The sequence below is a fragment of the Metabacillus sp. GQ13 genome (assembly GCF_059758525.1).
Window position 1 is genome coordinate 322,200 of record NZ_JCAXET010000003.1, and the last position, 16,070, is coordinate 338,269.

General features: G+C 34.8%; 13 protein-coding genes. 3 read left to right on the forward strand and 10 right to left on the reverse strand.

The features are described from left to right. Window positions 1-46 precede the first annotated feature (46 nt). The 4 genes from pulA to thpR all read right to left on the reverse strand — a co-directional run bounded on the left by pulA (window position 47) and on the right by thpR (window position 5,319). The gene (pulA, locus tag AC6CHR_RS05390) at window positions 47-2,182 is read right to left on the reverse strand and encodes a type I pullulanase (protein ID WP_498247494.1); all 2,136 of its coding nucleotides are present in this window, start codon (window positions 2,180-2,182) and stop codon (window positions 47-49) included. A gap of 145 nt (window positions 2,183-2,327) precedes the next feature. Next, window positions 2,328-3,254, reverse strand: a complete 927-nt coding sequence (locus AC6CHR_RS05395; RefSeq protein WP_498247495.1) for a diacylglycerol/lipid kinase family protein — start codon at window positions 3,252-3,254, stop codon at window positions 2,328-2,330. 284 nt (window positions 3,255-3,538) lie between these two features. Next, window positions 3,539-4,507, reverse strand: a complete 969-nt coding sequence (locus AC6CHR_RS05400) for a nuclease-related domain-containing protein (RefSeq protein WP_498247496.1) — start codon at window positions 4,505-4,507, stop codon at window positions 3,539-3,541. A 242-nt stretch (window positions 4,508-4,749) separates the two neighbouring features. Further along, on the reverse strand, window positions 4,750-5,319 hold the full coding sequence (gene thpR, locus AC6CHR_RS05405) for an RNA 2',3'-cyclic phosphodiesterase (RefSeq protein ID WP_498247497.1): 570 nt from the start codon (window positions 5,317-5,319) through the stop codon (window positions 4,750-4,752). Between the two features lie 201 nt (window positions 5,320-5,520). Between thpR and cysK the strand changes: the two genes are divergently transcribed. Beyond that, window positions 5,521-6,453 carry a cysteine synthase A gene (cysK, locus tag AC6CHR_RS05410; RefSeq protein WP_498247498.1) on the forward strand — a complete coding sequence of 311 codons (933 nt, stop codon included), beginning with the start codon at window positions 5,521-5,523 and terminating at the stop codon, window positions 6,451-6,453. A 61-nt stretch (window positions 6,454-6,514) separates the two neighbouring features. Here cysK and AC6CHR_RS05415 read toward each other — a convergent pair whose 3' ends face one another. Together AC6CHR_RS05415 and pepV are read right to left on the reverse strand one after the other, a co-directional pair. Beyond that, a complete protein-coding gene (locus AC6CHR_RS05415) occupies window positions 6,515-7,693 on the reverse strand; it encodes an MFS transporter (RefSeq protein WP_498247499.1) in 1,179 nt (392 codons plus the stop codon). Between the two features lie 178 nt (window positions 7,694-7,871). After that, window positions 7,872-9,269, reverse strand: coding sequence for a dipeptidase PepV (gene pepV, locus AC6CHR_RS05420; RefSeq protein WP_498247500.1), 1,398 nt, complete (start codon window positions 9,267-9,269; stop codon window positions 7,872-7,874). Between the two features lie 282 nt (window positions 9,270-9,551). On the opposite strand from pepV, the gene AC6CHR_RS05425 reads away from it, so the two are divergent. Continuing rightward, entirely contained in the window at window positions 9,552-10,856 is a 1,305-nt protein-coding gene (locus AC6CHR_RS05425) for an NCS2 family permease (RefSeq protein WP_498247501.1), read from the forward strand. Window positions 10,857-11,032: 176 nt separating this feature from the next. Here AC6CHR_RS05425 and AC6CHR_RS05430 read toward each other — a convergent pair whose 3' ends face one another. The 4 genes from AC6CHR_RS05430 to AC6CHR_RS05445 form a co-directional block, all read right to left on the reverse strand. Continuing rightward, on the reverse strand, window positions 11,033-11,956 hold the full coding sequence (locus AC6CHR_RS05430) for an ArsR/SmtB family transcription factor (RefSeq protein ID WP_498247502.1): 924 nt from the start codon (window positions 11,954-11,956) through the stop codon (window positions 11,033-11,035). Between the two features lie 493 nt (window positions 11,957-12,449). Beyond that, window positions 12,450-13,196 carry a type I methionyl aminopeptidase gene (gene map, locus AC6CHR_RS05435; protein ID WP_498247503.1) on the reverse strand — a complete coding sequence of 249 codons (747 nt, stop codon included), beginning with the start codon at window positions 13,194-13,196 and terminating at the stop codon, window positions 12,450-12,452. Window positions 13,197-13,400: 204 nt separating this feature from the next. Continuing rightward, window positions 13,401-14,561 carry an ABC transporter permease gene (locus AC6CHR_RS05440; protein ID WP_498247504.1) on the reverse strand — a complete coding sequence of 387 codons (1,161 nt, stop codon included), beginning with the start codon at window positions 14,559-14,561 and terminating at the stop codon, window positions 13,401-13,403. 6 nt (window positions 14,562-14,567) lie between these two features. Then, on the reverse strand, window positions 14,568-15,284 hold the full coding sequence (locus AC6CHR_RS05445) for an ABC transporter ATP-binding protein (protein WP_498247506.1): 717 nt from the start codon (window positions 15,282-15,284) through the stop codon (window positions 14,568-14,570). Between the two features lie 319 nt (window positions 15,285-15,603). On the opposite strand from AC6CHR_RS05445, the gene AC6CHR_RS05450 reads away from it, so the two are divergent. Continuing rightward, window positions 15,604-15,825 carry a DeoR family transcriptional regulator gene (locus AC6CHR_RS05450; RefSeq protein ID WP_498247507.1) on the forward strand — a complete coding sequence of 74 codons (222 nt, stop codon included), beginning with the start codon at window positions 15,604-15,606 and terminating at the stop codon, window positions 15,823-15,825. Window positions 15,826-16,070: the final 245 nt, after the last annotated feature.

Here is a 16,070-nt window from a genome sequence, read left to right on the forward strand (position 1 = left end):
TCCCTTTTAAATTTTATCTCCTATTGATAAGCCTAGTCAAGAAAAACTAATATTCGTTGCTTTTACAGAGAATATACGTTCCTACTTTGGTTATTTCAAACCGGTCTTTTAATATTGCTGAACCCTCTAAGTTAACTTCATCAGGATTGACTACCATTTTCCAATTTCCATCTGGTAGGGTTAACGTTCTTTGTTGTTCATATTGAGTATTATGCACGACATAAATCGTCTCCCAAGGTCCAAAATGCCTTACATTCTGTAATTGATACGAAAGAAGCTCAGAATGCTCACTCGTAAAAACAAGATGTTTTTTTATTAGCTCTGTTGAAGGTAATCGAAATGCTCGATGCAACTTCCTTAGTTTAATTAATCCTTTTAAATAGTCAATATTTTCTTTATAGATTGAACGACGATCCCAATCTAAACAATTTATTTCATCAGGAGAATTATAACTGTTCTCCACACTATTTTTTGTTCTGAAAAACTCTTGACCCGCGTGTATAAAGGGAACACCTTGTGAAAGAATGACCATACTAGTTGCCAATCGATGTCTAGCTCTTCGATTTTCTTCTAGCTCTTTTGGAGAAAAAGATAGAAATCGATCCCACAACGTATGATTATCATGTGATTCTACGTAATTGATTGATTGCTGCGGCTCTAAAAACATATTGGGTGAACCACTTATTAATTGTTTAATTTGATCCAATTTCTCTAAATTATTATACACAAATCCACGTTCATGAACACTAAAAGTACTCCCTTTTACTTCATCTCGAAACTTATCATTAAAAAAACTAATGGATGGAAGTTTTGCTGCATTTTGGGTAATTGCCTTTTTCTCTAATGGAAGCGGTGTGAATAAATCCCATCCTTCTCCTAGCAAAACGGCATCTGACTTTAGTATCTCGACTTTTCTTTGTAATTCGTTCATCGTATCTATATCCAATATTCCCATCAAATCAAAGCGAAAGCCATCAACATCAAACTCAGTTATCCAATAGGTTGCACAATCTATTATAAATTTCCTCGCCATCTTGCGTTCAGATGCAAGATCATTTCCAACACCTGTACCATTTGAGGCAATTCCGTTTGCATCATATCTGAAATAGTAACCTGGTACCAGTTTTTCAAAAGACGAATCTTCCTTAGAGTACACATGATTATAAACGACATCTAAAATAACTCTTAGACCATTTTGGTGAAGAGCCTGAACAAGTGATTTTACTTCGTTTATGCGTTTATAAGGATCAGTAGGCACCTTAGAGTAACTACCTTCTGGAGCGAAGAAGTGAAGTGGATTATACCCCCAGTTATAAGATCTAAGAGGATCTTGTTCGTCCACTTCCTCAAAGTCATTTATAGGTAAAAGCTCCACATGTGTAACACCCAGCTCATTTAAATATGCTAGCCCCGTTGAGTCACCAGATTCATTCTTCGTATTTTTTTCTAACCATGCATCATATTTCCCTTTATTAACCATTCCGCTATTTTCGTGAATTGAAAAGTCACGAATATGTGCTTCGTATATTATTATATCGGTTTTATTTTGTATCGGGATCGTTTTTACAGGTGAAACTGCTATTTTCTCCTTGGCAATTATGACTCCAAATTCTCCATTTAGAGAGACTCCAATAGCATAAGGATCTACTGCTTCACGCCAAACAAGATTAACACACGCAAGGAAAGTGTAATAATATCCTTCATAATCACCGACCATTTGTATTGACCAAGTTCCTTTCTCACATCTGACCATATCGTACGTAGCATGAACTGTTTTATCTGGTTTGTATAATCTTATTTTTGCAGAAGTTGCAGTCGGTGCCCAAATTTTGCACATTGTTTTATCCTTATGATAACTTGCACCAAGATCATCACCATCGTAGGCAAATAGCTGATCAAAATCAGGAGAACGGATAACAGAGCCAATTTGAAGATCTGTTTTATTCCCAATCTCATCAATAATCATATATGTTAGACCAAAATGTATTTCTTTTGACAATTGACAAACATATTTCATTTGATTTCCTAAATTGATTTTTTCCTTTAATTTTAATAATTCGTTCTTATTATCTATATCTATATAAAATAATTTATTATCATGTTCCAAGACTATCGGCACAAGAATTGTTATTACATTAAGTTCATCAAGAAATGCTTCAAATTGTCTATTTATAGTCAGCAAATTAGCCACCCCCATATGAGAGTCATTTTAAAAAGATTTCTACACCGTCAATAAGCTTAGCTACGATTATAGGTTTCAAAGAAAAGTGACAGTTAATAATCTTTTGAAGACCGTATAATACCTATACCAACTTATCAATTGTGATTTACGTTATGAACTCAACTGTAGATTTTTTCACATAAACAGACACAGGTGTCTCTCCCACAATATCTCCATCTGCTTGAATGGATAAAGTGCTTTCTGAACACACAGTGAGTGAATCACTAACAATTGAGGTCTCACTTCTCAAATGCTTTCCTGTTAAATTTAGAAGATATAATAAAAGAAACTGATAGCGCTTCATATTCTTAACAACTGTTATGTTAAGAACTCCATCTATAGGTCCATCAGATTGAGCTAATTTATCGCTCCCTTGATTTTGATGTAAGTTAATAGTGGATAAAAACCAAACCTGTTGATATGAGAGATTCTCCCCATTTACAATAACATTTAATGAAACAGGTTTATATGTGAATAATACCTTTAAAAACCCAATTATAAAAGTCAGAAATTCCAAGTGCAACATAGAGATATATTTATTTTCATAAGCCTTTTCTACTGCTTTTACTACCTCCGCGTGAAACCCAATCTCCAGTGAATGAATAAAAAATAGACCACTCTGATTTCCTTTTGGGGAAAATCCGCCTAAGTCGAATCGTTTTCCAGGTTGATCCATTGATTGAATGATATGACTAATTGCTTTTACAGGCTGACGAGAACGTTTAAACCTTCTTGCAAAGTCATTCCCAATTCCAGCACTAATAAACCCAATTTTTATATTATTAAATGAACGTAAGCCATTTACTAACTCATGTATTGTCCCATCCCCACCAATACAGATAATCGTTTTTAAATGATAATTTTGGATGGTTGCAACTTGTCTAGCAAGTACTTCTGCATGACCTGGATATTCCGTTTGGAAAGATCGATAAGAAACTCTCTTTCTATCAAGCTCTCGTTTTACCCTTTTCCAAACGCGTTTTGCCTTTCCTTGTCCTGCAACAGGATTGATGATAATAAATAAACCATTCATAGTCTAAAACTCCATTATCTATACTAGTTTATGTAGGTATTTTCATTATGTTCATTACAAATACGTTAGAGTACGTTTAGCTACAATGAACTTGGGCACTCAGCAACTAGATAAAGGAATCACGAAGAGCGCAAGCGATTCGATATTGGACTTATCTTGGAGGAGAGTAAAGTTCACTAGGCGTTGGGCTATGGAGCTAATGTCGAAGCTCTTATCCCATTACCAAAATTTCATTATTTCCTAAACTAAAAAAGGACAGATAAACGTCCCTCTAAGATGAGTAACTAATCATTAGTTGGTTCATCGTCCCATTCTTTACGGTAATACGAATTTGTTAAACAATGTGACAGTAGCACTTGTGCAGCCTTTAGTTGGATATGCTTTAAGGGTGCAGATGAATGCCTCAAGTATTGAAACCACTCTTCATATGTTCGTTTATCTAAAATCTTAATATCATAAGGTACAAAAGGATAATCTATATAACCGTTTCGACTAATGACTAATTTTTTTACAGGTATATCAACCTGTGCATCTTTTAATAGTTTTTGTATAACCGTACCTGTTCGATTGAGACTGATTAGCGGACTAAGCAGTTTCTTTTCGTCCTCACCTTTTCTAGCATTCCAGAACTTTTCCTTTGTGCCTGTAAAAATTGTTTCATCTAATAGTTCGACGAGTGTTATGCAATAAATTTCTGTCGTTCCTATTATAGTAAGGTCAAGTTCAACAGGTGCATTCTTCAACCGGAATACGGGTCGATAAAGGACTAAATAATGATCCGGTAGTCGCTGTATAAAATAACTTAAGATTCGATCACGATAAACAGCTTTATCAACTACTGATTTTTCACGAAGGGTTGAACTTGCCCATCTAACTTGAAACCTAAAAATATAATCCATAAATAACTGCTTTAGATCATCAACCGTATTAGGTATCGTTGTGAATTGAAATTGTAGCTCTTCATCCTGTAGTATAGCTTCGCTGACTAGCGGTTTAATAATAGGTACTTCCCCTTCTTCTTTAGAAAATTTATCTTTAAACCTCTTAATGAGGGATTGTTTCTCACTTGTTTCTTCATGCAATGAATGTTGTTCTTGACTTACCTTCATTACTGAATGGAATTCATTATTTTCCCAGGCTTGTGATACTTTATCCCATTGTTGCCTCTTTAATCGTATAAATTGACTAGGGTAACGATAAGCATCTTGTTCATAACGAGAAATATAATCATAAAGTTTAATTAATTGTGCCAACCGTTATTCAACTCCCTCTGCAAAATTACTTCTCAGCTAAGTGTACTCTTGTTTACCAGAATCCTCACTATTTTGTTTAATTTCTCAAATATATAGGTAAGGCGTTGCTTATTCCCTTTGCGAAAAAACCTTATTTAAGAATGAAATAAGTATTATGTATTTTTAACTATGCTCATTGTATACTCCTATATGATATATCGTATTGAGACAGAAATTATGTAGTACTATTTGATATTTTATTTTCAACTACCTTTTAGTGAAAATACTTCTATTGATTCATATTTAGGTATTTGATCAAGATGTGTCTGATATAGATGAATATTTTCAATTAAAAAGGTAAGATTCTCGTTTTCAAAAACATGTTGAAGTTTTGTTGTTTGAACATATGGTTTCTCAGATATCCATTTTCTTGCAAGCGTGATATGAGGGTGGAATTGTTTAGAATCAAGTTTAAATCCCACATCATTACAGGCATGAAACACTTGTTTTTGTAAATAATGAAGAGGTGAAGAATTTTCGATCGCTGCCCAAAATATACGAGGGCTATCTTGTCGTCCAAAAACATCTAGTCCCTTTAATGAAAGAACAAATGAAGGAATAGAGGCTACAATCTCCTTTACCCGTTCTGATAAAAGTCTTAACTGTCCATTTACTTCAACATGACCTAAAAAAGCCAACGTTATATGGTAATCTTCCTGATGGACCCATGTTTTGAAAAGTAAGTCACTCTTATTCGCTTCTATCCAATGATGAATGAACACCTTAGTCGCTTCGCTAATTGGGACTGCAATAAAAAAATGAGGGTGATTCATATAAATTACCTCCTAATATTCGAAAGATACACTTCATTAATTTATTCTATCCTACTTTAATTGCTTGTAATACAAATCTAGGATATACCTGATACTGCTTCTACCTAATACTTTGGTATCTAAACCAAGTGGTCCAATAGGTTTTTTAAATTTGATATGGTATGATTTTAAATGAATAGCAATTTAAAGGGAAGTGACATAATGAAAGTAGTTAACAACATTGCGGAACTAATTGGGAATACTCCATTAGTCAAATTAAATCGCATTAATCCTGCAGGTGGCGCAGCTGTATACTTGAAGCTTGAATATTTTAATCCAAGTGGAAGTGTGAAGGATCGTGCTGCATTTAATATGATCCTTGAGGCTGAAAAGCAAGGACTATTAAAACCAAACTCAACCATAATTGAACCTACAAGTGGAAACACTGGTATAGGTCTTGCTATGAATGCTGCAGCAAGAGGTTACAAAGCCATCTTAGTAATGCCAGATACAATGACTCAAGAACGTATAAATATATTAAAGGCATATGGTGCTGAAGTTGTACTCACACCTGGAGATGAAAAAATGTCAGGCGCTATTAAAAAGGCTGAGCAGCTAACAAAACAATTACCAAACGCATTTATGCCGATGCAGTTCGATAATCATGCGAATCCAGATGCCCATCGACATACAACGGCAAAGGAAATAATTGAAGCAATGGATGAAATCGGCAAGTCTCTTTCTGCCTTTGTAGCATCTGCAGGTACAGGGGGAACCATTACCGGTACTGGAGAAGCTTTAAAGGAACATTATAAAAACTTAAAAGTTCACGTAGTTGAGCCTGCAGGTTCACCTGTACTTTCTGGCGGAAAGCCCGGTAAACATAAATTAGTTGGTACAAGTCCAGGCTTTATCCCATCCGTTTTAAACCAAGATGTATATGATGAGATTCTCAATATTGAAGATGAACAAGCATATGATATTACAAGAAGATTAGCCTCCGAGGAAGGCATATTAGTGGGCCCCTCATCAGGAGCAGCCTGCTTTGCATCAATAGAAGTAGCAAAACGACTAACACCAGAGGATGTTGTTGTTTGTATAATCGCTGACACTGGAGAACGTTATTTATCAACTGATGTATTTGCTTTTGATTAATAGATCTTTAAAGGAGAGGAATGATTTGTTCCTCTCTTCTAAATGATAACAATTCCTCTCATCATCCAGTTCTAACTTCCGATAACTTAAACCCTACCAATACAAGGAAACCTATCGATGTCATAGCGCCAAAAAATAAATAAACGTGATTAACAGTAAATCCCTCTAAGATTAATCCACCGATAATTGTACAAAACCAGTTCCCTAATCCATTCCCAATTGCTGAATACAAAGAAATGGCTGTAGCTCCTACTTTTTTAGGTGCTAAATCTCTGACATATTGTAAGGATGCAGGCATAAACAATCCAAATGATAACCCTTGAGCAATAGTCGTTAAATAAATAATACTTAACGGCGGTTCAATAAAATATAGATACCAACGAATTGCAGAAATAGCCGTAGCAAAAAGCAAAAGATTGAACATTCCTAATCTTGAGATCAAATGGCTTGCAAACCTCATAACTGGAGCTTCACTCCCCGCAGATAATAAAAAGGCAATCCCAATCCCAGTAAGACCTCCACCCAGTTCGGCTATTAAAATCCCAAAATATATATTATTGGCTAATAGCGGACCTAAAACTAAAAATGCAATAAATAAAAATACAAAGTATCTCGGAACATTCAGTAACTCTTTAAATCCTTCCCTTATACTTATTTTCATTGGGTTACTCTCTTTTGGTAGTTTCCAAGCAAATAGGCATGAGAGTAATAGGGTAATTGAAAAAACATAGAATATAACGGATAAACCGACTTGATCAGAGAGCCAACCTACAATTAATACAGCTACAGCAAAACCAATGGCTCCCCAAAGTCGTAATGATCCGTACTGCCCCCTTGTTTTTTGTACATAATTCACTGCCATACTGTCAGATAAGGGAATGATTGCACTTTGTACAATAGCAAGGAGGGTAGCGGTTATCATGATCCATATATAACTGTCTAAAAATGAATAAATCATTCCAAAAATAGAGGTAACAAATATGGCCAAAGTTAATAAAAAAGTAGGCTTTTGTGTTAGATCACTAAGGATACCCCATATAGGTTGTACAATAATCATCACAACGGGGCTGATGGACATAATTGTACCGATTTGACTTCCTGACAAGCCTATCTCATCTTTTAAATAGAGACATAATAAGGGGAAAAGTGAACCTATTCCGAAAAAGACAAAGAAATAGAACCTAGAAAAATTTCTTGTCTTTGCACTTTGGTCCTGTTGCAGGGTTGTTATTTCTTCCATATCGTTCCTTCTTTCTGATCACAGTCCTTGTAATAAAAAAAGAGGCAGTCACATAATATGAGCAGCGGGAAGAAGCTGCACTATTCAGAAAACGACTTAAAAAAGGAATGACTTCAATATTATTGAAGTCATCCTTTTTCATATTTACATTACCATATTTTCTAAGAAAAGATTTATTTTATTTGGCTAGTTCATAAATCGCTTGAGCATAAATTGCTGTTGCTTTTAAAAGATCGTCTATTATTATATATTCATCCTTTTGATGAGCTATATCAGGTCGACCAGGAAAAAGTGGTCCAAAAGCAACACCTGCATCTAATGATCTTGCATAGGTACCACCACCAATGGCAATTAGTTCAGCATGTTCTCCTGTTTGCTCTTCATATACACTTTTCAATGTTTGAATCAGTGGATGACCCTCATCAACATGATGTGGCTGTGAATCTTCAAAAGATTGGAGATCAAAACCAGATACTTTCGAAAAAACTTGTTTAATATTTTCTGAATCACCTGTTACAGGATAGCGAATATTAACACCAATTTGACCATTTGATTCTACAGAATAATTCATAACTCCTAGATTAACTGTTAATTCCCCACTAATCTCATCTTGAAAATCAATCTTAAGCTTTACACCACGTGTATCTGCTTCAAAGAGATCGACAATCGTTTTGATGTAATGGTTCCCTTTTTGGTCGAGTTCAAGCTTATTTAAGAATACTGCAAGTAAGAGCCCTGCATTTATCCCATTATTTGGTTCCATTGCATGGGCAGATATTCCTTCAAGCGATAATGTCAACGTATCCCCATCGATGTTCAGATATCCTTTTAAAGTCGCTTCCTTTGTAAACTCCATAAATAATTGTTCAATAATTGTTGAATCACCATTTACCTGTAGTATGGCTTCAGCATAATCTGGGACCATATTATACCGTCTACCCGATTGAAAGCTTTTAAGTACTAATTCACCTACAGCATCATTAAAATCAACATTTTGGATTATCGTTGTATCAATTATCCCTTTTTCAGCAAAAATAATCGGGAAGTCTGCATCAGGAGCAAACCCAAGAACAGGCATTTTCTCATGTTTAAAATAATGATCCACACAGCGCCATTCACTTTCCTCATCTGTTCCTATAATCATTCGGACAGTTTTTGTCAAAGGTAACCCAAGTTCCTTCACTATTTTCATTGCATAAAAGGCGGCAATCGTTGGACCTTTATCATCTAATGCACCTCTGGCAAAAACTTTTCCGTCTCTTATTTCAGCAAGATAAGGATCACTTGTCCAACCATCACCTTCTGGAACGACATCAACATGACAAAGTACACCCATCACATCATCGCTACTACCTGCTAATTCTATATGTCCCGCATATCCATCAAGGTTCTTTGTTGTAAAATCTGCTGACTCACCTAACTGCAAAAGATGAAGGAAAGCCTGATTAATTCCTTCGCCAAAAGGAGCATTCTCAGTTATTGTGTCTTCATCTAGAACACTTTTTATTTGGAGGTAAGCTTGTGTTTCTCTAATAATTTCATCTTTTCGTTTTTCAACTTCTTGCTTCCAATCCATTGTAGACCTCCTACTATCTTTTTACATTTGCTTTCTAGTATTACCATAACAAACACTATTGTAATATAAAAGAGAACAATACTTTGTAAAATTGTTCTTTTCTATATTATTTTAAATTTTGTATATAATAAGAAGGCAATATTCACAAGGTTAGATAAAATTCCTTTTAAATGCCCTTAGTTACAGGATAATAAATTAAGAAAAAACTATTGCAATAAATTCAAAAAACGAATATTATTATAAATGTTTTGAAAAACGTTCGTAAAACAACTGGGGGTACATATGTTTAAATTAGCTGAAAACAATACGAATGTAAGAACGGAAGTAATAGCTGGTATTACTACATTCTTAACTATGGTTTATATTGTCGTCGTAAACCCGATTATTTTATCTGATGCGGGTGTTCCATTTAATCAAGTTTTTACAGCAACAATTATTGCAACTATTGTTGGTACACTTTGGATGGCACTTGCTGCCAACTACCCAATTGCAATAGCGCCTGGTATGGGATTGAATGCGTATTTCGCTTATTCAGTTGTCGGTGCAAATGAAAATATATCCTATACAACAGCTTTTTCTGCTGTTTTCGTAGCAGGAATACTTTTTATTATTTTATCCTTAACACCTTTCCGCAAAAAATTAATTGAAGCCATACCAGATAATTTAAAACATGGGATTACAGCGGGAATAGGCCTATTTATAGCATTTATAGGTCTTCGCCTAACAGGTATTATCACTGCCGATCCAAACAACCTAGTAGCATTAGGTGATCTTCATTCACCTTCAGTTATGTTAGCCTTACTAGGACTTGCAGTTACATTAGTATTAATGAGTTTAAACGTTCATGGTGCTTTATTTATTGGCATGATTATTACTGGATTAATTGCTTATTTCACAGGACAACTTGAGTTTACCCAAGGAGTTGTTTCTCTACCTAGTTTACCTGAAGGACTCATCATATCAAATCCACTGGATGCTTTTGGTGATGTATTTTCACATGGATTATATGCTGTTGTCTTCTCGTTTTTATTAGTGACAATCTTTGATACGACAGGAACAATGATTGGTGTTGCTCAACAAGCTGGCTTAATGAAAGGGAATGAACTTCCTAAAGCACGTACAGCTCTACTAGCAGATTCAGCTGGTACAACTGTAGGAGCAATGTTTGGAACAAGCCCTACAAGTGCATATATAGAATCTTCGGCGGGAGTCGCTGCTGGTGGAAGAACTGGTTTAACAACTTTAACAGTCTCTATTCTATTTGGACTAACGCTGCTTTTCAGCCCATTAATTGGTGCAGTATCTGATATCTCAGCAATAACTGCCCCCGCACTCATCATTGTAGGTAGCTTAATGATGGGATCCATCGCGGAAATTAAATGGAAAGAACTTGATGAAGCATTTCCAGCTTTTCTAGTCGTGTTAAGTATGCCACTAACGTCTAGTATTGCGACGGGAATTGCCCTTGGATTTATTTCTTATCCACTAGTAAAAGTAGCTAAAGGAAAATGGAGAGAAGTTCATCTCTTTGTTTACATCTTTGCTATTTTATTCTTTATACAACTTGCATTTGTTGGCGGACATTAAAGAGTCTTTCGTTTAGAAAAGCTAGTGAACTGTAACGGAATTCCAAAATAATTAAAATGAAATAGGGCTGAACGACTTTTACGTCCTTTTAGCCCTATTTCTATTTATAGATATATCGATGTATTATAGTACGCATTCACCATTCTGTAACCAGCAAAGTTGTAGAAGTATTCTTTTCACTTTAATTTTTGAACTCCTTTTTCATAATAAAGCTGAAAAATTATGTCTTGATTATAATTGCCAAACTCACTTCCAAAAAGTGTAACGCCTCCTACATGCTCACTATCTTCGCGAACAGCAATACGAAATGTCCATTGTTTATTTCTGATTTCTACTTCCTCAATAGTCACGTCGGATAGTCTATTACCATCTATATATGTTCCATCAGCAGCCACTCTAATTTTCTTTAGTAGACCATACTGATTAACCACGCTTGGCCACCATAATGGTGTATATTTCCCGCGGTTATCACCAAAATCACCAGGACTTGTCCATGTTCCTAAATGGACCTCATTCATATAAAAATCAATATCAGATGGCCAATTAGAATTGGTGAAAGGTGCCTCAGAGGAAAGTTCAAGTGAAATCTCAAGTTCATTAGGATGTTGACTAGCTAATAAATAATTAGGTATTTTATATTCAATATACCCCTTATAAAACCAAAGTATTTTTGCATTTACACGATCCGAATCAAAGAAATAACGTGGGTCATCAAATTCACCAATGATCTTCTCAGAAGTTGCTAACCCACAGGTAGGCTCCACGAGTATATCTGTATAATGACCTACAGAAATTTCAGTTTGATGAAATTCTTTTTTCCTTTCCTCTTTTTTAGGAAAGACAATTTCCATCTTATCGACATAAAGGACACATAGTTTCTGTACCCCGCCTTTACCAGGAACACGATCAGTTCGGATAATCCCTGCTTTTTCTAATTTTTTAATATGCATGCTCATAATTGCACTACTTAGTCCCAGTGCCTCGGCTATCTCTTTCATATTTCTCGGCTTTTCTGCCAGTAATTGGATAATATTAAGTCGAACATTGCTTGCAAGTGCTTCGAATACAGGCAAGGAATGTTTAGAGATATCCAGATCCATAAGTGCCTCCAAAATTAATATTTTTATTAATTATGATACACCTGTGTTTATCTTTCGACAAGTTACTACTACAATATATAAGTAAATAATCCTGCATTCAGACACAGCAAATGTTCACATCAAATCCTACTGTAGGAAGTATCTCCAATCAAAGTTTTGTTCTCTAGTCATTTAATTATTCTACATATAAATACCAAAAGGGCTTGAAGTTGTTAAATCGAATGTTCCTTTTGTTTACCCCTTTAAGTAGAATTAGTTTAAATTCGATAGGGGGGCATCCCTTCGGATCATATAATAACCAAAGAGAAACGCATTGGAGCTTAACCAATGCGTTTTATCTTGTGTTTTATAGCTTAACCACCCTATTAATAGGTTAATTAGATTGATTACAATTACAATTACAAGTTCAGTGAAACCAGTTAGCGATTGAATCCCAGTGTGTTTTTCCCTGATATATCAGCTTAAAAAACGGTTAGGTAAATCTCATCTAGCATTACTGTTTTGTTAAGATAATTGGGCCATCTTTCGTAATCGCTATTGTATGCTCATATTGCGTTGAAAGTTTTCCATCAATTGTTCTAGCAGTCCAACCATTATCATCCATTTTAGATTCCCATGAACCAATGTTAACCATTGGCTCAATTGTCAGTACCATACCTTCTTTTAATCGTTGACCTTTGTTTGATTCTCCATAATGTAATACAGTTGGCGCTTCGTGTATGGTTTTACCGATTCCATGACCTGTAAAATCTCTTACGACTGATAATCCTTCTGCCTCAACAAATGATTGAATGGCATGACCTATATCACCTAGTCGATTTCCAACGATAGAAACTTCAATTGCTCTGTTTAACGAATCCTCTGTAACTTGTAGTAGACGTGATGCCTCTGGTGCAATCTCCCCAACGGCATAGGACCATGCTGAGTCAGCAAGCGCTCCATTTAAGTTAACAACCATATCTATTGTAACAATATCGCCATTTTTTAATGGGATATTCCTAGGAAATCCATGACATATTTCATCATTTATAGAAGCACAAGTTGCATATTCATAACCTTTATACCCCTTCTGTTCTGGAGTTGCACCATGTTGTTTTAAAAAGGTATCTACAAATTCATCTATATCCAATGTAGTGACACCTGGCTTAATTCTCTTTGCAATTTCCCTATGACATTCAGCTAACAATTTACCAGCATGATGCATGAGTTCAATTTCTCGTTTACTCTTTAATATAATCAAAACAAATTCCCTCCGATTAACATGACGATCTATCTATTCTGCTCATATTAGCATATCACGAAAAAGATAAATTTCGAAAAAATTGAAAGCTTAAAATCTTTAGATTGGACTCTATTAAAGACTTTATTACTAAAATATAACTGATTACTAAATGATTTCGTTAAATAAATATATACTGAAATCAACTTCCTGTATGACAACATCTTATAATATGATTTTTAGTACCGTGGATAATCCAGTAATAAAAAAGATAAAAATGAAACCTGGTAACACAAAAAACTTTTCACATTTCTTTTGCGCTTGAAAGATATACTTCTCATTTCCATAATCTATTGCTAAATAAGGATTTTGTATTAATATATCCTTGAATAATAACAATAACCATTCTTTAAAGAAGAACCAAAATGCAATAAAAATCAACCATTTTAACCAAATAGGCGTAATAAAGATGATCATCGTAGTAACTGATACTAATTGCATATAGCTAAAGATATTAGACTTTTCACGAAAAAAAGCTTTGATAAATAATTCCGTTACACCATTTTCTGGAGACCGATGTAAATAAATTCTGTTTGAGTTTCTCCAGAGAACCCACGATCGTTTTTTTGCTTTTTTTAGCTTTGGCATATGAATTTCTGGATTAATTGCGAAGATCATTTTGCTGTATTTTAATTTTTGTGTTTTTTCCTTTTCAACATCTGTATGAAAGGTCTTATATTGTAATTGATAACGTCTTATTTGCCATAAGGCTAAACAAGCAAAAATAGTGGCCATCATTACTAACGTAATTATATTCATCTGCTTAAACATAAGCATAGTTAAAAACGTGAATAAAATAAATACAACCCCATCTAAAAATAGTTTCCTAAAAAAACGAAAGTTGTAGACTACCTGCTGATAGGCAACCAAAAGCAAATTCAAACTGCATAGGTAGATAATAACTGATACAAGTTTGCCAATTCCTACTTCTTCAAAATGATTGGTTAACGGATACAAAAGACCAAATACTAGTAACCATTTTACTAATAAGTGAAACAAGGAATATAGTGTGCCTATGTATCTCATTTCAATAACCTTTTTAGAATACTGGAGAAGGTAAAGTTGATCCGCGTCGTCCATAAATGTACGCATTGTCCCTTGCCAACAAATCAGGAAAAAACATACCAGAAAGTACATTAGCGGTGAAAAGCCATTCAACATTTCTGGGACTGTTCTCCACCAAGATTGGTAGGCTGCCCCCGCAAATACAAGCGTTGGAATAAGAAGATAAATGATAATTGTCCAATCAAAAACTGAACGAAGAATACTAGTTTGATACTGCCAATCTTGTTTTAAACGGTTAAACGCTAAATGATATCCTCTCATTCCATACTACTTCCCTTCCGCCAAAACGTGAAAGCAATCAAGGAGAGATCCATTACTTAATTCACTTGCTGATCTTATCTGTTCTAACGATCCTTCTGCAACAGTGGTCCCGTCAGAGATTAATAGAAAGCGATCACAAATTTTTTCAGCAGTGTCAAGTACATGTGTAGACATTAAGATGCCAGCACCGCGACTTTTTTCTTGTTCGATAACAGTTAAAAACATTTTAATCGCACTTGGATCTAATCCAATAAAAGGCTCATCAACAATATAATAATCCGGCTTTAGTAATAATGCTTGAATAATCATCACCTTTTGCTGCATCCCTTTAGAAAAGGTCGCAGGCATCTCATGCTTAACCTTTTCCATTTTAAAGACCTCAAGATAATAACTAGCTCTTTTTTCAAGCGTTTTATCGTCAATGCCGTTTATAGCAGCCAATAAATCTAAATGCTCCCACAATGTTAAGTGTTCGTAAAAGATTGGTACCTCAGGAATGTATGCATATTTACTATATTTTTGTTTCTTAATTTCACCTTTGACATATTTAGTAACGCCTAAAATTGTTTTAATAGTGGTACTTTTCCCAGCACCATTTGGGCCAATTATTCCAATTAATTCACCTTTATGTAAGGTAAATTGTATGTTATTGATCACAGCTTGATTTTCCTGATAACCTGCCTCATCAATTTTCACTGTTACAATGTCCAATTCCTTCACCATCCTCCTCTTTATTTACGAAAAGGGATAGAAAAAGATTCAAAAACTTGAAAAAAGATGATTTTATTGTCATACTATTCAGAACAGGCGTCATATAGATGTGATAAGTAAGCACGCTTGCTCAAGTATAAATAAAAATGTTAATATTGTGTAAATTTAATCATTTCTCTGGATTATTAGTGTCGAGATCGTGTAAAATATCTTTATAATGTTTAACCACATCATTAATTATGTATATGTATGAAGTGACATCTGAATTTGCAGTCATCGATAGGTTGTAGTAGGCATAGCCAGTGCGATCAAACGATAAGGAGTGGGTTTTTTGAAACCTTCAACAAACCGTATGCTAACCAGAATCAAATCAGTCTACATGTTTATTAATGAGCGGGGAACTGTGACCACACAGCAACTCGTTGACGAATTTGGTATTACACCAAGAACCATTCAACGAGATTTAAATGTGTTAGCATATAACGAATTGGTTCACAGCCCAACAAGGGGTAAGTGGGCCACTACTAAGAAAAAGGTTAAGTTAACTTCTTAAAAAAAAGAATCAAACTAGAAATTGTATATACATAAGAAAAGCGCAAGGCGTCCGCCTATCAGCGACAAGCATAAGACGAGCCGGCTTGGATGGTTACTCTTTTTAACACTATCTAGATGGATTGGCTTTTATCCTAGGAAAAAGTGGTTTTTCTTTTTTCCTCAAACCGATGGCGCCTGGAGCTAGACACTAAAACGAAGTACAAAAATGTTCTACTTTCTTATATTGTAAAAGGAACCTTATCT